The sequence below is a fragment of the Vibrio sp. 397 genome (assembly GCF_033339395.1).
Classification (GTDB): domain Bacteria; phylum Pseudomonadota; class Gammaproteobacteria; order Enterobacterales; family Vibrionaceae; genus Vibrio; species Vibrio alginolyticus.
The window spans coordinates 81,502-99,960 of the sequence record NZ_JAWOUN010000006.1 but is presented as its reverse complement, the minus strand read 5'-3'; the positions used below and the strand labels follow the sequence as shown (position 1 = coordinate 99,960).

At 46.3% G+C, this 18,459-nt stretch carries 17 protein-coding genes; 12 read left to right on the top strand and 5 right to left on the bottom strand.

Annotated features, from left to right (window positions below):
• The first annotated feature begins 55 nt into the window (after positions 1–55).
• The 4 genes from R7P36_RS11740 to R7P36_RS11725 all read left to right on the top strand — a co-directional run bounded on the left by R7P36_RS11740 (position 56) and on the right by R7P36_RS11725 (position 4,743).
• The gene (locus tag R7P36_RS11740) at positions 56–1,657 is read left to right on the top strand and encodes a BCCT family transporter (RefSeq protein ID WP_005375792.1); all 1,602 of its coding nucleotides are present in this window, start codon (positions 56–58) and stop codon (positions 1,655–1,657) included.
• Between the two features lie 101 nt (positions 1,658–1,758).
• Complete coding sequence (locus tag R7P36_RS11735; RefSeq protein ID WP_085568962.1) at positions 1,759–3,495, top strand: hypothetical protein; 1,737 nt, start codon at positions 1,759–1,761, stop codon at positions 3,493–3,495.
• The gene (locus R7P36_RS11730; protein WP_085568963.1) at positions 3,492–4,223 is read left to right on the top strand and encodes a DUF3726 domain-containing protein; all 732 of its coding nucleotides are present in this window, start codon (positions 3,492–3,494) and stop codon (positions 4,221–4,223) included. The genes R7P36_RS11735 and R7P36_RS11730 overlap by 4 nt, the downstream gene beginning before the upstream one ends.
• Positions 4,224–4,365: 142 nt before the next feature.
• Positions 4,366–4,743: a nuclear transport factor 2 family protein gene (locus R7P36_RS11725; protein WP_005390944.1), complete on the top strand. Its 378-nt coding sequence runs from the start codon at positions 4,366–4,368 to the stop codon at positions 4,741–4,743.
• 82 nt (positions 4,744–4,825) lie between these two features.
• On the opposite strand, the gene R7P36_RS11720 is transcribed toward R7P36_RS11725, so the two are convergent.
• Complete coding sequence (locus R7P36_RS11720; RefSeq protein WP_005375798.1) at positions 4,826–5,821, bottom strand: ABC transporter substrate-binding protein; 996 nt, start codon at positions 5,819–5,821, stop codon at positions 4,826–4,828.
• A gap of 141 nt (positions 5,822–5,962) precedes the next feature.
• The gene (locus R7P36_RS11715; protein ID WP_213899579.1) at positions 5,963–8,197 is read right to left on the bottom strand and encodes a hypothetical protein; all 2,235 of its coding nucleotides are present in this window, start codon (positions 8,195–8,197) and stop codon (positions 5,963–5,965) included.
• A gap of 428 nt (positions 8,198–8,625) precedes the next feature.
• On the opposite strand from R7P36_RS11715, the gene artP reads away from it, so the two are divergent.
• From artP to R7P36_RS11690, 5 genes are all read left to right on the top strand, one after another.
• Positions 8,626–9,354, top strand: coding sequence for an arginine ABC transporter ATP-binding protein ArtP (gene artP, locus R7P36_RS11710; RefSeq protein WP_114139536.1), 729 nt, complete (start codon positions 8,626–8,628; stop codon positions 9,352–9,354).
• Positions 9,355–9,442: 88 nt separating this feature from the next.
• On the top strand, positions 9,443–10,174 hold the full coding sequence (locus R7P36_RS11705; RefSeq protein ID WP_054579000.1) for an arginine ABC transporter substrate-binding protein: 732 nt from the start codon (positions 9,443–9,445) through the stop codon (positions 10,172–10,174).
• Position 10,175: 1 nt separating this feature from the next.
• Positions 10,176–10,865, top strand: a complete 690-nt coding sequence (gene artQ, locus R7P36_RS11700) for an arginine ABC transporter permease ArtQ (protein ID WP_005388570.1) — start codon at positions 10,176–10,178, stop codon at positions 10,863–10,865.
• The gene (gene artM / locus R7P36_RS11695) at positions 10,862–11,530 is read left to right on the top strand and encodes an arginine ABC transporter permease ArtM (protein WP_053303703.1); all 669 of its coding nucleotides are present in this window, start codon (positions 10,862–10,864) and stop codon (positions 11,528–11,530) included. Before artQ ends, artM begins: the two co-directional genes overlap by 4 nt.
• 138 nt (positions 11,531–11,668) lie before the next feature.
• Entirely contained in the window at positions 11,669–12,241 is a 573-nt protein-coding gene (locus tag R7P36_RS11690; protein ID WP_054578999.1) for a protocatechuate 3,4-dioxygenase, read from the top strand.
• 9 nt (positions 12,242–12,250) lie between these two features.
• On the opposite strand, the gene R7P36_RS11685 is transcribed toward R7P36_RS11690, so the two are convergent.
• Positions 12,251–13,081, bottom strand: coding sequence for a LysR family transcriptional regulator (locus R7P36_RS11685; protein WP_213899578.1), 831 nt, complete (start codon positions 13,079–13,081; stop codon positions 12,251–12,253).
• Positions 13,082–13,199: 118 nt separating this feature from the next.
• On the opposite strand from R7P36_RS11685, the gene R7P36_RS11680 reads away from it, so the two are divergent.
• Entirely contained in the window at positions 13,200–13,847 is a 648-nt protein-coding gene (locus R7P36_RS11680) for a glutathione S-transferase family protein (RefSeq protein WP_065275366.1), read from the top strand.
• Between the two features lie 84 nt (positions 13,848–13,931).
• Here the strand turns inward: R7P36_RS11680 and R7P36_RS11675 are convergent, their stop codons facing one another.
• The gene (locus R7P36_RS11675) at positions 13,932–14,603 is read right to left on the bottom strand and encodes a type 1 glutamine amidotransferase domain-containing protein (RefSeq protein WP_005375824.1); all 672 of its coding nucleotides are present in this window, start codon (positions 14,601–14,603) and stop codon (positions 13,932–13,934) included.
• A gap of 117 nt (positions 14,604–14,720) precedes the next feature.
• Here R7P36_RS11675 and R7P36_RS11670 point away from each other — a divergent pair, with 117 nt between their 5' ends.
• Positions 14,721–15,605 carry a LysR family transcriptional regulator gene (locus R7P36_RS11670; protein ID WP_042521059.1) on the top strand — a complete coding sequence of 295 codons (885 nt, stop codon included), beginning with the start codon at positions 14,721–14,723 and terminating at the stop codon, positions 15,603–15,605.
• A gap of 59 nt (positions 15,606–15,664) precedes the next feature.
• On the opposite strand, the gene R7P36_RS11665 is transcribed toward R7P36_RS11670, so the two are convergent.
• Positions 15,665–17,326 (bottom strand): electron transfer flavoprotein-ubiquinone oxidoreductase, encoded by a 1,662-nt coding sequence (locus R7P36_RS11665; protein WP_213899577.1) that lies wholly within the window; start codon positions 17,324–17,326, stop codon positions 15,665–15,667.
• A gap of 137 nt (positions 17,327–17,463) precedes the next feature.
• Here R7P36_RS11665 and R7P36_RS11660 point away from each other — a divergent pair, with 137 nt between their 5' ends.
• Entirely contained in the window at positions 17,464–18,429 is a 966-nt protein-coding gene (locus R7P36_RS11660) for an electron transfer flavoprotein subunit alpha/FixB family protein (RefSeq protein WP_318122160.1), read from the top strand.
• The last annotated feature ends 30 nt before the right edge of the window (positions 18,430–18,459 follow it).

Below are 18,459 nucleotides of genomic sequence, written 5' to 3'. Positions count from 1 at the left end.
AACTCACATTTGTAGCCAGTCTTTGGCTGCTGCAAAGAACCTCTGGAGCCAGAGTATGTCTGATTTAACCAATAGCATGAAAGCTTCCACGATGAGCGTGTCATCGGGCAAGTCAAAAGTAAAACACAACACATCAACAACAGAAAACACGATGGACAAATTAGGACTGAATAACCCGGCCTTTTGGTATAGCGGTGGTTTCATCGCGTTGTTCGTTGCTATTGCACTTTATGACGGCGAGCTGTTATCTACGATCGTTAACGCCGGTTTTAGCTGGGCAGTTCAGGTGTTTGGTCCATACTGGCAGTTACTGCTGCTTCTCACTTTTCTTATTGGTCTTGGCTTGGCTGCAGGGCGAACAGGCAAGGTGATGTTGGGCGGGATTGCAAAACCAGAAATGGATTCTTTCCGCTGGATGGCGATTATTTTCTGTACCTTATTGGCTGGTGGTGGTGTTTTCTGGGCCGCGGCTGAGCCTATCGCGCATTACGTTAGCCCACCCCCTTTGTACGGCGCGCAAGATAACCCGCAGCAAGGTGCGGTGAATGCGTTGTCGCAATCCTTTATGCACTGGGGCTTTCTGGCTTGGGCGATTGTAGGTAGCTTAACTTCCATCGTGGTGATGCACCTGCATTACGACAAAGGTTTACCACTAAAACCCCGTATTTTGCTTTACCCAGTTTTGGGCGAACGAGCACTTAAAGGCCAACTCGGTGCATTGATTGACGCGTGCTGCATTATCGCGGTAGCCGCGGGCACCATCGGACCAATTGGGTTTTTAGGCTTGCAGGTTAGCTACGCGTTAAATGCGCTGTTTGATATTCCTGATGGCTTTACCACTCAGCTTATCATCATCTTGTTTGCGATTGCGCTTTACACCTTGTCAGCACTCAGTGGATTAAGCCGAGGCATGCAACTGCTTAGTCGTTACAATGTGATTCTGGCAATGGCATTGATGGTTTACATCCTGTTTTTTGGTCCGACAAATTTTATCTTTAACGGATACATTCAAGGTGTAGGAAGCATGTTGGATAACTTTATCCCAATGGCGACCTATCGCGGTGACGAAGGTTGGCTAAGTTGGTGGACAGTATTTTTCTGGGGCTGGTTCCTGGGTTATGGTCCGATGATGGCAATCTTTATTGCGCGTATTTCCCGTGGTCGAACTATTCGCCAAGTTATTTCCACCATCAGTATTGTGGCTCCGTTAACCACCTGTTTTTGGTTCACGATTGTGGGCGGCTCAGGCCTTGCGTTTGAAATTGCTGAACCGGGTAGCGTGAGTGCGGCGTTTGAGGGCTTTAACTTGCCAGGTGCTTTGCTTGCAGTGACTCAGCAACTACCAATGCCAATGCTGACTTCAATTCTATTTCTGATTTTAACCACGATCTTCATCGTCACGACGGGCGACTCAATGACCTACACAATCAGTGTCGTGATCAGTGGTGAAACGGAGCCGAATGCGATCATCCGTACCTTCTGGGGAGTAATGATGGGTGTGACGGCATTGATCCTAATTTCCCTTGGCTCTGGCGGCATCTCTGCTCTGCAATCTTTCATTGTTATTACCGCGGTTCCGGTTTCGTTGATTCTGTTACCGTCACTTTGGAATGCGCCACAAATTGCAATCAAAATGGCGAAAGAGCAAGGGCTATAACAATTATCCAATTCAAACAACGTGGAGCTTGTGCGGGTGTTTTCCTCCTGCATCCGCACAAACCCTAGTATTCTTACAATAACAAATAGGTGGTGAGCAAAATGGATGCACATCGTTCTACTTATACGGAAGCAACTATGCGCGATGCAGCGATTGTCATGGCAGCCGAAAGGCTTGGCGCAATGCACCAAAACCGAATCAGCTTTGTTCGCAGTCTGATTCGTAATATGGCAAGCCAAAACTGGCAAGTAACCAAGCATGAGTGGCAGCTTTGTCCTCGTGGTTATGGTCATGTGATTTACAAATTGACCACGCCAGAGCACGTTTATCATTTGGTGGTATTCTGTGATGAAATTGCCGACGACGAGCGTAATGATCGCGTAATTGCTGAAAAGTGGGACGTCACATTTGCACTGGTTCAAGGCGATGTTGATGTTACTTTGTTGGAAAGATTGCGAGAAAATGTACCGCTGCAAGAAGCGGGACGTAATCCAAACAACGTACTTGTTCTTGCTCGCGCAAATAAAAGTGTGCGCGTGTTTGAGCACATTGTTAGCGCGCTTTCTCAAGGCGAGCAGCCTGAGCCGAAAGAGTTAGCGGAAGTGGGTTATATCCTGCGTACCACAGCAGTTTATGGTAACGGAAAGTTTGGTATCGCCGATTTCAAACTGTTAGAGAACAACTCAGATTTCAGCCAGTCTTTTAGTGCGCAAATGTGTGCCGTATATATGTTGCGTGAATTCAGCCTAGATTGGGTGCACTATCTGGCACTTCAACAAGGTGGCGACAACGCGGTGGCTTTGCATCGTGGCTTGCAGCGCTACCTTGGTGTCGGCAATGCGACTGGCTTAGGCATGGCTCCATACTTGATTAATCACCCGTGCATCGTTGACCAATGGATGACCTCTCGCGAACGTGCGGTAGCGCGAGTCTTTGCGATGCCATGTGAAGCTTCATTCCATGCTCCTTTGCAAGGATTACTACAAAAAGCACAGCGTCATTTAGAGCAAGTCATCACCATCAATGAACATCAAGACAGGCTCAATCATCAAGCGATATCAGACATCAAACAACTGCTATCAGAGCTAACAACGTTAATGGCATCACATCCGAATTGGGCGAGTTTGGTCGAGCATAAGAAAACAATGAGTGTGGAAGCCCAAGAAATCCTCACCTCTTGCTTGATCGAACTCTACCCATCTTTAGTGGATGAATTTGCTAGCCAAATGAATACGGATGAAACGTTATCTATTCCGGGCGGGAAAAAGATCCAAGATTTACTGGAAGTGTTGCAAAGCAAGTACCGCTGGGCGATTGATGCGGATTACTCACTAGCCGAGAACAACTACTGGTTCTGGTATCGCTCACAAGATAAAGAAGAGCCAAGGCTTGGTGTTCGCGGGGAAGAGGCTGGAGAAGAAAAAGAACTGCCGCTTGATATCGGCAGACAAGTGAATCGCTTGTACCAGGCCTTGCTTGACTGTGATGTAGAAATGTCCGTAGCAGAGTTTCTATTGCAAAAACCGGCTTATCGTTCGATCACACGTCGCGTATGGACGCTAGGCAACCGTGCGATGGGGGATATTCAAATGAATGTGCTGCGTAAAGATGCGTTACCAATGCACTTACTGCGCTGTAAATTGGCGATCTTTGGCGCGACTAAGTTTGATCCGCGCTCGGATCGTTGGGTTCGAGTAACTTTCTTCCAAGGTGCGCCGTTGTTAGATGAAATTCACGATCCTAAACTGGCAGACACATGGATTTTCCCTAGCATGCCGCCACGTGACGAAATTGCGCAAAGTGATAATCAAAAAATCAGTGGAGGATTTGCATTATGATCGTCTCTCACAACGAATTGGTGGCCGCGGTTAATAAGGCATTTCTTGGCATGCGCCGTCACTGTGGTGAGGCGGATGTCATTGCGAACATGGTGGCGGACTTGCAAATGGTTGGCTTACATGGAGTTCGTCATTTTAATAACGCCAGTCTGTTTCTTGGGTTAGATTCAGACTGCGCCGTATCGGTGACCAACAGTACGCCGTCAAACATAGAGGTAGAACTGCACAACGGGAGTGTAGCGTGTCATTTACCCGCTGTGTTGGATTTCGCACTTGAGAAAATGATTAACCGTAAGTCGATTACTATCACGTTGACGCAGTGCCATAACCGTTGGCTAGGTTTTAGTGAGTTGTTGAAGCTCTCTGCAAAAGGCATTGCGTGCCGTGCACAATGGGTCAATGGCTCTAGTCCCAAGCGAACGCTTTATGTGTTAAACCGTGGACGAATCGCGCCAGAAGTCTTTTTCTCGGATCAGTTTGATGGGCATGATACGGATTTGCATAGTATGGTTATCGAGCTCTCCGTGAACGATTTCGATATCGAGAAAAGTGCACAAGGGTATACCATTCACATTGAAGGTGATGAGTTAAGCCGCACGCAACAAGCTTCTTGGCAAAATGGTATCTTTGTCGAAGACCAAGAATGGGAAACACTGAAACAAACCGCAACCGCGTTGCTGGTGGAGAACAGTGAGCGTTCTATGCTCGGTGCTGGCGGTGTGGTTTAAGCGATGAAAGGCGATGATTCCAAGTAGAAGTGATGAAGGCTGCTCTTTAGCGGCCTTTTTTGTGCGCGAAGTTTGGTCACTTCTGAAGTTCAAAGACTATGATTACCGTTATCCGCAAGATGGAGCAACACAGGTAAGAAAAATGGATCTGCAAGAGAATAAAAGAAATGCCATTGCGTTTTACGAAACCGCCTATCGAGGTAATCCAAGAAAAGCGGTTGAAGACTATGTTGGCGATGAGTACATTCAGCACAATCCATTAGTTGGAAATGGCCCCGAGGCTTTTATCGAGTATTTTGAGCGGATGCAAAATGAGTATCCCAATAAAGACATTACGTTTGTGCGAGCCATTGCTGAAGGGAACTTGGTGGCACTACACACTCACCAAACATGGCCTAATGATATTGAATACGTGACAATGGATTTCTTTCGTTTTGATCACAATGGGAAGATCGTCGAACATTGGGACGCTCTGCAAGAGATTCCTAAAGAAACATTGAATGGTCACACCATGTATTAACGAGTCGTTGACGAGTCTCCCATGCCGTTTATTCAAACGGTATGGGAGGTTAAATGATTTGTGGCACTTTAAGTATTAATCATCAAAGCGCTTTTTCGATTCTCACCGCGACGTCTTCAGATACCCAGCCTTTCCACAAGTCAGGGTAGGTATTAAAGAAGTAAAACATCGCTTCTTCACCGTCCGCGTAGTTATCTTCCATCCAGGCCAGCATTTCACTCATTTGCTCGTTGGTAAATCCGCGTTTCTGCAAGTACGCGAATGCTTGGGGTTCTTTGCTCGCAAACGCCTCAGTTGTTACTGTGCGAACTGGAGAAGGTGGGTACATTGTTACTTTTGGTGAAGCGCAATCAGGCTGAGTGGTACAGTTGCGATACTCTTCTAAATCTGTTCCGCTACCAAAATCCACTTTGACCATATCATACTTGCCCAATACGGGGGTCGGTGACCAGTAGTAACCAAACCAAGGCATTTTGCGATCATAGGCTTTGGCGATGGTGCCAGCTAATGCTGCGCCAGATCCTGGGTCAACCATCTCAAAGCCGTGCTCACTTAACCCTAATGCATTAAACAAGTGACCGGAGGTGATTTGGCATGTCCAACCAGCAGGGCAGCTATAAAACGCGAACTTGTCATCATCCTCTGGGTGTTCAAATAGTTTGGCGTGCTTGATGACGCCTTCTATCGTCGCGAGTTCTGGATACTGTTTTACCAGATAGGCGGGAACCCAAAACCCTTCTTCACCACCATTGACAAGCGATTCACTAGCGATGCGCAAGCGTTTATCCGCAATCCCTTTATCAAGTGCTTCTTTAATACCGTTTGTCCATAACTCTGGCGCAACGTCAGGCTGTCCCTTTTCAATCATAGAGGTGCCTGTAGGAACGCTATCACCAGGGATCAATTCCGCATCGCACTGGTAGCCTTCATTTAAGACAAATTGGTCGATGTGCGCCATTAAGCTGGCCGAATTCCAATTCATGTCTGCGATGGTTATTTTTCCGCATTCGTCCGCATTTGCATGAGTAGATAATGCTGATAGCAGCAGAACAGAGAGCATTGAAGGTGTCGTCTTCATGTGACTGAATTTCCTTGTCGTTGTCATTTACTTCAGTATATACATCGGTTTATAAAGATTCAGTGAACAAGTTTTTTTCAGTGACGTTAAGCATAAAAACGGCGATTTATGAAGCGTTTGGTGAGGCGTGTTGAAAGGGAGTTAATACAGCAAGAACACTCCTTCGTAGCCGCCAATCTCAATATGAGAAACATAGTCGCCGATGTTACCGTCTTGATCTACAGGTCGCATAGGCTCTGGAAGTGCGATAGTTATCTTCGGTGAGGAGAAGTAATCGATATTTTTGCCAAAGAAATCAGTCCGATACAGCACTCGGCCTTTGGTGAATTCGCGGGCTAACACCATCTCTGTAGGGCCATGCATCACTACCGTATCGTCTGAGTGATACGCAAAGTACGTATGGGTTGGTAACAAATCGATAGCGCCATTAGGCAAGTCAGGGTGAGCCACTTTGCTCATAGAAGCATCTCCAATCACCGTGTAATCGGCAGGATAGGGCGTGCTGGTGGACATCATTACCGGAGTCGCCTGATACCCCTCTGGTATTTGATTGGCAGGCTCTCCCAAATCAACGGCAAGCAAGGTGCTAGGTTGATAAGCAATATTCTTTGGTACGCCTGCCTTCCAGAAATTGTCACCTGTTGTGTTATTACTTCCATATAAATAGCCATTGTTCCACTGATTAAAGTAACTGCGCTCAGGGTGATAGTTTAAGTAGAACACCGCTAGTGCAGAGTATTGGTCCTGTTTCCAATTGTCTTCTGTGTTGCCAAAGTATTGAACGCGACCATAACGCGTTGTCGCTTGATAAATCACTTTCTGGCCAGCTTTGGCGAGTGCAGAGTTATCCCAAAACTTAGCTAACCCAGCATAGCCACTAAAGCCGGTAGAAGGGAAAAGGTAGTGCTCGCGCAAGTACAAGGAGCCAGCGTTAACCAAGTGGTTTTGCCCATTACGACCGAATAAGTTTGCCGTACCTATGTTGAGGCCAATTAACGCATCTTCATCCAGCGTTGCCAGTTTATTCAAGAACGCCGAGAATTGCGCTTTGTACGCATCGTCAGCAGCTTGGCTACCCGCCACCAAACCAAGCTCATCCACCGTACCACCGGAATAAACGTAGAACTGATTTTCTCCGAGTAACTTATTCGTGTCGTCGTTGTACGCACCATTTAAACCTTCTTTCGCCCATTCAGCTTGGTAATAGTGGCGCATTGTATTGGTAAAAACGGGATTACCGAGATTGGTCAATGCCCATGAAGAAGTTTGATTCCACATACGACCAAATGGAATAACCCGTGACTCCCAACGAAATCGTGCCGTTGCATTCTTATTCGAACGGTTTTTGTATTCATTCCAAGAAAGATAATTGTCTTGGTTTCGATCTGCAGATTTGTCAAAGCCACGAATTTTACGCCAGCGTTGAATGGTTTGACCTTCAGGTGTCTCCGTTGGTGCTCCTGAGACATTGACGGCAGGGAAGCTATCTTTGAGTTGAATGTTTTCGAGACGTGGGCGGTTTTCTATGTTGTCGTCATGCCAAGTAATTTTCGCAACGTAAAGGCGGCCGCCGTCGCGTAAAAAGGTGGAGCCAAAGTACTGACCGCCACCATAAGTTTTTCCGCTACCATCATGCGTTGTAGCGCGAACCCAATCCGAAGGAACAGACCAGTTTACTGTTTGGTTTTTAGTCATGTTCTCAGTTTTGTCTTTTTTAATCGCGAAGCGTTTCCATTCTGTTACCCGACCAAACGAGTCGATAGCAGAAGGGTATTCAATCGTGAAGCTGCCGCCTTGAGCAAACTGAGAGAACGTAAAGGCTAAGCGGTCGAACTTCTCTGAGTGATAGACATAGAGGGCTCCACCATTATTCGCCTGGCCAAATACATCAGCATCCCATGGCGGTGGTTGATATAGCCAAAAGCCGGCGTGGTCAGCGCTGGCGGTATAGCCAACGATCATCGGTTTTCGATTGAGTAAGGTATTTTCACCATGGCTTGAGTCGACTTCAGCTAGGATAGTGTCTTCAGAAAAGTGGAGAAAGAAATCTTCGTAGTCAATTCCATTCAGTTCTGCTTGGTTACGTATATCGTTTTCCAGCCAACCTGAGTTAAGTTCCAGCTTTTGGTTGTACATGTAACCAAGCGCTTTTACACGCTCGTTATCACTCTTATCTTTGTAAGCTCCAAACACGATATCGGCATTATCCAACTCCCATTCAAGTGCAGCGGCAGCAGATATAGGCTTATCTTGAAGATCAATACCCTGTTCATGCAATCCAGGTAACACGATTGATGTTCTACTCCAAACGCTGGGTATAGAAAGTAAGCTCAGAGAAGCAAGTGCAATGAGAGAAAAACAATGCGACTTCAACATGGGGTTATCTCACTCATACTTAGATGACTCGAATTAAGGGCTAGAATACAAAGAGAAATTATAGTCCATTCACAAAGTCCTAATCAGGAACCCGCCGATAAAAGGCTTTACCGGAAATCGAGGGGGGAAGCCCGGCAAAAATGAGAAGGTGTACTTGGAATAGATCATCCTCATAGACTCAAAACTTCCTCTACACGTCAGCACAAAAATAACCACCATTTTAACCTTGTTTCGGTCGTCACCATGTTGTTGGATTTTTCTTCAACAAATTCAGTTAAAACTAACTCTTCAAACCAGTCAGATACTCTGTCTTGGTGGTAGCTGATCATACAAAAAATTAACAAATTAAATTTTTATACATTTTTATTGCATAAAAAGTCCAGTTGAGTAATATAAATACCAAGTGACAATTAATGCGGTATGTCAGCATGACTATTCAGGTAAGCGGAATCAATAAATCCTACGGTGAGACACAAGTGCTTCACGATGTCAGCTTTAAGTGTGAAAGCGGGGAAACACTGGTGTTACTCGGTCCGAGTGGTGCAGGGAAGAGCTCTCTACTACGTGTTCTTAACCTTCTTGAAGGAGCGGATAACGGCCAGTTAAACATCGCTAATGACGCATTCGACTTTTCAACTGAAATCAAAGAGAAGCAAGGTTTAGCGCTTCGTCGTAAAGTGGGCATGGTGTTCCAACAGTACAACCTATGGCCGCATATGACAGTGATGGAGAACCTGATTGAGGCTCCGGTAAAAGTCGCTGGCATGGATAAAGAAGAAGCGAAGAAGCAGGCAATGCAAATTCTCGCGACGCTGCATTTGGCAGACAAAGCGGATGCATGGCCGATGCAACTTTCTGGTGGTCAGCAACAACGTGTGGCGATTGCTCGTGCATTGATGATGAAACCGGAAGTCTTGCTTTTTGATGAACCGACCGCTGCGCTTGATCCGGAAATTACTAACCAAGTCGTTAAGATTATTAAAAATTTAAGCGAAACCGGAATTACACAAGTAGTTGTGACGCACGAAGTGGATTTCGCCAAGAAAATCGCTAGTCACGTACTGTATTTAGAAAAAGGACACATCGTTGAGCACGGCACAAATGATTCGTTTTCTAACCCGCAAACCGCCCAGTTTGCTGACTACTTAAATCACTAAATCACGTTTTTAAAGTTCAGTCTATTTAACAGATAAGCTCGGCTGTCATTGCGAGTGTCAGCCCACTAAGTACACACGGAGTATTGCAATGAAAAAGATTCTACTAGCTTCACTAATCGGACTTGTCTCAGCGAACGCAGCAGCACAAGAAGAGATCAAATTTGCGATGGAAGCGACGTACGCCCCATTCGAATACATGGATGAAAACAACCAAATCCAAGGTTTTGATGTGGATCTGGCGAATGCACTATGTAAAGAAATCGAAGCAAAATGCACCTTCCACAACCAATCTTTTGACAGCCTGATCCCAGCATTAAAATTCAAGCGCTACGATGCGGCAATCTCTGCAATGGACATTACTGAGGCGCGTTTGGAGCAAGTGAATTTCACGAATGCATACTATGACAACTCAGCAGCGTTTGTTTCTATCAAAGAAAAAGTGGCTGATCAAAAAGCACTAGAAGGTAAGCGTGTTGGTGTTCAAAACGGCTCAACACACCAAAGCTACCTGATTGAGCAAATGCCGGGCGTAACCGCGGTTCCTTACTCAAGCTACCAAGACGCGTTCATCGATATGAAAAATGGCCGTATTGATTCTGTATTCGGTGACACAGCAGTCGTAGCAGAATGGTTCAAGAAAGAAGACAACCTAGCTTACGTGGGTGAGCACATCACTAACCCTAAATACTTCGGTAACGGTTTCGGTATCGCAGTAAATAAAGGTAACGACGAGCTAGTGAACAAGCTGAACACAGCACTGAAAACAGTGAAAGCAAACGGCGAATACGACGTAATCTACAACAAATACTTCGGTAAGTAATATGGCACTAACGGGTTACTCTTTATCGCTTGTTCAAGCTAGTTGGATGACTGTCCAGCTAGCCTTCACAAGCCTCTTAGTCGGTTTGATTCTGGCAGTGGTATTCGCCAGTGGTGAAATGTCTCGCCGCGTTTTCGTTAAATGGCCAATGACGGCGTTTGTGACGATTGTACGTGGCTTGCCAGAAATCCTTGTCGTGTTGTTCATCTATTTTGGTTCGACGCAGGTTCTGTTTTTAATCACCGGCGACTTTATTGAAGTTAGCCCGTTCTTGTCTGGCGTGGTGGCGTTGTCATTGATCTTCGCTTCCTACGCTTCTCAAACTCTACGTGGCGCATTAAAAGCCGTTGGAAGAGGGCAGAGAGAAGCAGCAAGTGCACTCGGCATCAGTCAAGCACACGCTTTCGTTCGCATTGTTTTACCACAAGCAGTAAGACACGCACTACCAGGTTTAACTAACCAATGGTTGGTTCTGCTGAAAGACACCGCGCTTGTATCACTGATTGGCGTAACGGATTTGTTGAAGCAAGCGCAGCTAACATCTGCAGCGACGCATGAAGCGTTTACATGGTACGCGACCGCTGCGGCGATTTACTTAGGCATTACTTTGATTACACAACGTGCCGTCAAACTGATTGATAAGAAGTTCTCAATTCAAGGTATGAGCATGGGACAGGAGGCCACCGCATGAACGAACAACACGTTTGGCAAATGCTGGATGGCTTAAGCACTAGCCTTCAATTGACCGCCGCTTCCTTGGTTGTGGGCTGTCTTTTAGCTTTGATGATGACGCTGACTCTGATCCTGCGTACTCCGGGTTTGCATTGGGTAAGTCGTGGCATCATCACCTTGTTCACTGGTACGCCTTTGTTGGTACAGATCTTTTTGGTGTACTACGGTCCTGGTCAGTTTGACGCAGTAAGAGAAAGTGTATTCTGGACATGGTTAAGCCAACCTTGGTTCTGTGCGATGTTGGCGTTAGCGTTGAATACCGCTGCATACAGCACTCAGTTGTTCAAAGGAGCGTTTAACGCGATTCCTTCCGGTCAATGGCAAGCGTGTCGTGCTCTGGGTATGAACAAAACCGCAACGCTAAAAGTGCTGCTACCATACGCTATTCGTCGTGCTGTTCCTGCTTACTCGAACGAAGTGATTTTGGTCTTCAAAGGCACGTCACTAGCAAGCACGATTACGATCATGGATCTGATGGGTTATGCGCAGCGCATTAACGCACAAACCTACGATACGTTGACGGTATTTGGTATTGCAGGCGCATTTTATTTAACGGTAAATGGTGTGCTAACTCTCATTTTCCGTCAGGTAGAGAAGAAAGCATTGGCGTTCGAAGCCGCATAATCCTTCAATCAACACTCATCATTTAGTTCCACAGTGCCTCTGCGAATGGCTCTCTTGCAGGGGCATTTTTTATATTCGTCATGGCAAATTCCTTAAGTTCCCCCAAACTTAATTCAACGCAATTGTATTGGTGGCACCATGGAAAGAAGACACTTTTTAGCGCTGTGGACATTGTTGTTCGCCCCCTCTTTAAAAGCGAAAACACCAATGCGGCCAACGCCAGCACAAACTGAAGGGCCATTTTATCCAGTAGTGGATATTCCTCTTCGTCAAAACTTGATTCTGCAATCAGAAGGCTTGGTCGGTGAACCTATCGTGTTGCAAGGCAGAGTAGTAGATACATCGGGAAACCCTGTCTCAGGCATCAAAGTAGAAACCTGGCAATGCGATGGGCAGGGGATTTACGATCATCCTAAGCAGCCAAATAATGATAAGTTTGATGCTCACTTTGCAGGCTTTGGCGCATTCGAAACTCAATCGGATGGTCGCTACTTATTCCAGACTTTGTATCCTGTGCCTTATGCCTCTCGTCCTCCGCACATTCACGTTAAGTTGTGGCGGGATAACCAAGAGCTTCTGACCACTCAGTTGTACTTAAAAGGCAATACTGGTGATGAATGGTGGGGTGGCAAAGCCCGTGATTATCTACAGTTTGAAACCATACGAATCGACGGGCGATTAACGGGCGAATTCAACTTTGTGATTGGTTAGCGAATTCAGTTAAGCCATTAACTTAACCAATTGCGCCAAGCATTCTTTATCCAGTATCGGATGAGGCTCGACGCCCGTGACCAAAACGATATCCACGGAAGGCAGCGATGGCATATCGCCTAAGATCTTAAGATCCTCGCTAACGCTAACACTGCCCATCGCACCGATAACCATGCCTGAACGTACAATTGCTCGTTGTGCAGAAGCCGTATTGCAACATGCCAGTAGTTGATAAGGAGTGCCACGTTTGGTTAATCCGTCTACTGCTGCCGCATGGTATTTACAGTCGGTTTGGAATAGGGCGAGAGGGAGAGGTTGGGCGTTCTCAATGTCAAAATCAGGATGAGCAATCCACACGCCTTTGTCGCTTGCTAGCCAGTAACCTTCCTCACTGTCCGGTGCTCTTGTCACAATAGCGGCGTCTAGCTTTCCTTCATCGAGTTTTTCTCTCAAGGTGATGCTTGGCTCACTAAAGACTTGAATCGAACATGTGGGCTCAGATTGCTGTAATACGCGGATGACTTTAGGCAAGATATTGTCGTTGTAATCCTCTGGGCAACCTAAGCGAAGAGGGCGCTTGTTTTCATAGCGCCTCACTTGTTTCAGTGCTTGATTGTGCAAGCTGACCAATTGCTCGGCGTGAGAGCGCAGTGCCAGTCCCGCTTCACTCAATACGAGGTTACGGCCTTCTTTTTCAAACAAGCTGACGCTGAGTTCGTCTTCTAGCTTACGCATTTGTGCACTGAACGCGGATTGGGTGCGATTGATCTGCTTGGCTGCACGAGTGAAACTGCCCGTTTCGACAAAAGCAAGAAAGCTGCGCAACGCATCGATATCCATATCTAAAACTCATCCATCGTTTTTGTTGAAGTGTTCCATCAAAACTATCCGTTAGTGCCCTTAAATACAATCAGATATTGTGAATGGGTACTCAAAACACAAACCGCATGGAGGCGTCATGAAACTGTTTATTGCTAACCAAAACTACTCAAGCTGGTCACTGCGCGCATGGTTGATCTTTTCTCAATTCAAACTAGATGTCGAAGTCACCAAGCTCAAATTATTCACAGAAGATTTTTATAAGACCTTGGAAGGTATTACACCAACCGCGAAAGTACCTACCTTGGTGGATGGTGACGCAACCGTGTGGGATTCATTAGCGATTTTGGAATACGTTAACGAGCAATACTTACAAGGTAAAGCTTGGCCAAGCAACTCCGCAGAACGAGCTAAAGCACGCGCCATTGCATCAGAAATGCATTCGGGTTTCTTTGATTTAAGAAACGAACTCCCAATGAACATCCGCGCACACAGAAAAGTCGACTTAACGAAGGGTGCGCTTAAAGATATTGCTCGTATTGACGCCATTTGGGCAGAGCAAGCAGAACTGCATCCAAACGGTTGGCTATTTGGAGAATGGTCGATAGCGGATGCTATGTATGCACCTGTGGCATTGCGTTTCCAAACTTATGGCATCGAGTTATCGGAAGGTGCCAAAGCTTACCAACAAAAGGTGCTAGCAAGTGAATCTTTACAGCAATGGTTGGAAGAGGCGAACCAAGAAACGGATATCGTAGAAGAAGATGAAGCAGGGGTAGAAGTATAAGCGCATATTGCGATCGCCTGTAGCAAGGGAAAGCATGACAAAGCACGCTTTCCTCTTCTGGGATAGTTGTAGTTTCCGGCGCGTTTAAGCTAGGTGTTCAACAATCGCTCTGCCTACGCCGTGTGCGCTCGTTGGGTTTTGACCTGTGATGACACGATCATCCACAATTACAAACTCTTGCCATGGTTGCACTTTAGAGTAGCGCGCTGCGCTGCGTGCAAGAGATTCTTCCAATAGGAATGGGATATCGTTGATGGTGCCGAAGTCGATCTCTTCTTCACGAGTGAAGCCTGTTACTGATTTAGACGAAAGTAGCTTTTCGCCATTGCTAAGCGTGATAGGTAGAAGAGCGCCCGGACCATGACAAACTGCAGCCACAATACCGCCATCTTCATAGTGTTTTGCAGAAATCTTGGCAAAATCTTCGTTGCTCGCTAGGTCTGAAAGAAGACCAAAACCACCCGGATAGAAGATCGCATCGTAGTTGTCACCGTTGATTTGTGACACTGGAATCGTGTTGTTGATGCGGTTCTGGAAATCATCATCCGCCAAAATTTTCTCGTTCACTGCGTCGCCTTCGATGTCGGTTCCGTACAGTGGTGCTTGTCCACCTTTGATAGAGGCAATGTCGTAATCGAAGCCTGCACCTAGTAGCTCGCTAAGGGCATGAGTGAGCTCTGGCGCGTAAGTTCCGTTTGCTTGGTCAGTTTCACCAAGAGTCGCATGGTTCGTCACAATGATGAGTACTTTCTTCATGATGGTTTCCTTTTTGGCTTACGTGTATTTGTTGAACACCTTCATACTAATTGCTAAACAAATAAGTGATAATATGATTAATTGGCAAAACATTATTGCTATATAGCAAAGGTAAGTATGGACAGTTTTGAAGGCATCAATGAGTTTGTTACGGTTGCTGAGAGCTTAGGGTTTTCTGCAGCGGCAAAACAGTTAGGTTGCAGTACCAGTCATGTCAGTCGCCAAGTCACAAGATTAGAAGAGCGATTAGGTGTCGCTTTGTTAGCCCGTTCGACAAGAATGGTGAGTCTAACGGAAGCGGGGCAAGCGTATTATCAGCAGTGTAAAGAATTGGTGATTGGGCTTCAGCAAGCCAATGAACAGCTCACCACGCAGCAAACTCAGTTGAGTGGTACGTTACGCGTGAGTGCCGCTGGTGCGTTTTCTGAGAACCATGTAGCGCCTGCCTTGATGGCGTTTGCCAAGCAACATCCTAATCTCACGGTTGAAATTAACTTCAACACCAGCATGGTCAACTTTATTGAAGATGGTTTCGATTTTGCCATTCGTTACGGCAGGTTGAGTGATTCAGGCTTGGTTGCGAGAAAGCTGGTGGATCGTCCCATGGCAGCGGCAGCCAGTCAGCGTTATCTCGATGAACATGGTTTACCAACGCACCCAGAGCAACTCAAGCGTCATAGCTGCATTATTGCCAATAAGGACGTTTGGTTGTTTGAAAAAGACGGCAAGCCTTTAGATGGCGTAAAAGTGCAGGGCAGATGGAAGAGCAATAACGCACACACGGTCTTGCAAGCCTGTGCAGAAGGATTAGGTGTGGCGTACTTACCGAAGAGTAGTTTCAACGATGCTATTTCGTCTGGTCGTTTGGTGCCAATACTAGAGCCGTATTGGGGAAGCGGCAACAGCAGCTGGATTGTTTATCAGAATCGTCACTTTCTACCACTACGAGCGCGATTGGCTATCGACTTCTTGCTTGATCATTTTGTCGATTGGCAGGAGTAATGAGGCTCTGCCAATCGGTTTGTTTATCCATTTGTTAGATCGTCAACATACTAACGTATCTACATGTTTTGATAGCTTGGTCCGCCGCCACCTTCTGGTGCTTTCCACGTGATGTTTTGCGAAGGATCTTTGATGTCACAGGTTTTGCAATGCACACAGTTGGCGGCATTTATCTGAAACTTCAACATATTGTTCACTTCCACCACTTCGTAAACCCCTGCGGGGCAATAGCGCTGACTTGGTTCGTCATACATGCCTAAATTCACATCAATTGGAATGTGAGGGTAAGTCAGAACAAGGTGACAAGGTTGATTCTCTTCGTGCTGTGTTCCCGACAAAAATACCGACGAAGGCTTATCAAAACTGATTTCACCATCTGGTTTTGGGTATGCAATTGGGTGGCACTCTTGTTTAGGTTTTAACTGCTCATGATCGTGCGAATAGTCCTTGATAGACCAAGGTAACGGCCTCTTAACCAGTGGTTGCCACAGGTTGTGTTCAAAAGTCGAAAGAGCACCGCCCAGTATGCTGCCAAACTTATGAATGTTCGCACCAAAGTTACGCGTTTCAGCGAGTTCGTCATACAACCATGATGATTCGAACAACGACTGGTAGTCTGGCTCAGAAGCTCCAGTTTGTCGGGCCGTATGTACCGCTTCTGCTGCAATGATTCCGGATTTCATTGCTGTGTGGCTGCCTTTAATTTTAGCAACGTTCAAAGTCCCCGCATCACAACCAATCAATAAACCGCCAGGGAATTGCTGTCTCGGCAGAGAGGAAAGTCCACCTTTCGCAATGGCTCTTGCGCCGTAAGCGATGCGCTGAGCACCTTTCAAATGTGGTTCAATAGCAGGATGGTGTTTAAAGCGTTGAAATTCGTCAAACGGACTCAAGTAAGGATTGCTGTAATTCAAGTCGACAATAAGCCCCACGGCGATTTGGTTGTTCTCCATGTGATAGAGAAAACCGCCGCCTGTGGTATTTGTTTCACTCAAGGGCCAGCCAGCGGAGTGGATAACACTGCCAGATACATCCTTACTGTCAGTGGGTAACTCCCATATCTCTTTTAGGCCAAGCGCGTAGTGCTGTGGTTGCTTTCCTGCGTCTAGGTCGAACCTTTGAATAAGTTCTTTACCCAGATGTCCGCGACAACCTTCAGCAAAAAGGGTGTATTTTGCCCTTAGCTCGATACCTGGTTCAAAGTTAGGTTTGGCCTGGCCGTTCTTATCTAGTCCCATATCGCTCGTGTTAATGCCTGTCACTGCGCCAGTCTGATCATAATTGATGCTTGCAGCGGCAAAGCCCGGAAAAACTTCCACCCCAAGATTTTCTGCTTGGTTAGCGAGCCAACGGCAAAGGTTGGCAAGGCTAATTACGTAATTATTCTCGCCATTTATCATTGGACGCGGTGTAAGGAAGTGGGGAACGCGAATATGGTTTTGTTTAGTAGTAAGATAAAGGAAATCATCTCGTTGAACTGAGGCTGCTAGCGGGGCGTCCATTTCTTTCCAATTGGGGAAAAGCTCATCCAAGGCACTAGTTTCAAAAACAGCGCCAGATAAAATATGTGCACCCACTTCTGAGCCTTTTTCTACAACGCAAATTGAAAGTGCGTCATCTTCACTGTCTTGGTTGAGTTGAGCTAGTCGACAAGCTGCGCTTAAGCCCGCAGGTCCGGCCCCCACGATCACGACATCAAACTCCATGCATTCTCGTTCCATCTTTATGCTTCCTTTCTATTATCGTCATCTGCGTGACAGGTTTTGGTTTCTATACAGAAAACTATAGCTCAGTTGACGTTAACGTGAAGTGGACTAAGCTCAAGTAATGGATCTGACGTGTTATATGAGGCATGACCATGGAAGACCGACCATTAGCAACACTTGTGCTCGCAGAGCATGACAACCAATCGTTGGCTGTAGGGACGCTGTGTGCAATTAAAGCGGCATTTGAGATTAAGGATGATGATAAATCGCTTCCTGTTTCTGTGTTGCTTATTGGTTATCAGTGCCAATCAGTTTCGGATGAGTTGAATTGCGTTCAGGGTGTTGCAGAAATTATCTGGGTTGATGCGAAGGGATATGAACATGGCTTAGCGGAAAATATCGCACCTTTGATCTCACAAGTAGCCAAAAACTACTCACACATTCTTTCTCCTGCCAGTACATTTGGTAAGAATGTGATGCCTCGTGTGGCGGCGTTGCTTAATGTTGGTCAACTTTCTGACGTGATGACAATCGAGTCTATCGATACGGTGATTCGTCCAATTTATGCTGGAAATGCATTGGCGAGAGTCACGTCGAATGATCTCTATAAAGTGATGACCATAAGAAGTACGGCTTTTGATGCCGCAGAGCTATCTGACACGCCAGTTGTCCCTAAGCTTACTCAAGTCGACACGGTGATTATCAATAAACTTAGTGAGTTTGTTTCGCAACAAACGCCAGAAAGTGAGCGACCAGAATTGCCAGCGGCTAGAGTAGTGGTGTCGGGGGGGCGTGCATTCGGGAGTAAAGAGAAGTTTGTTTTAGTAGAACAATTGGCGGACAAGCTAGGTGGAGCGGTAGGGGCGTCACGAGCGGCGGTCGATGCGGGCTATGTGTCTAATGACCATCAAGTCGGGCAAACCGGCAAAATTGTTGCACCGGAGTTATACATTGCCGTCGGAATTTCTGGAGCGATCCAGCATTTGGCGGGAATGAAAGATTCCAAGGTGATTGTTGCAATTAATAGCGATCCTGATGCGCCTATTTTTGACATTGCAGATTATGGATTGGTCGGCGATTTGTTTGTGGTAATGCCTGAGCTGTTAGAGAGGCTGTAGATATAGTCTTGTTCCCTAAAACAAAAGGCT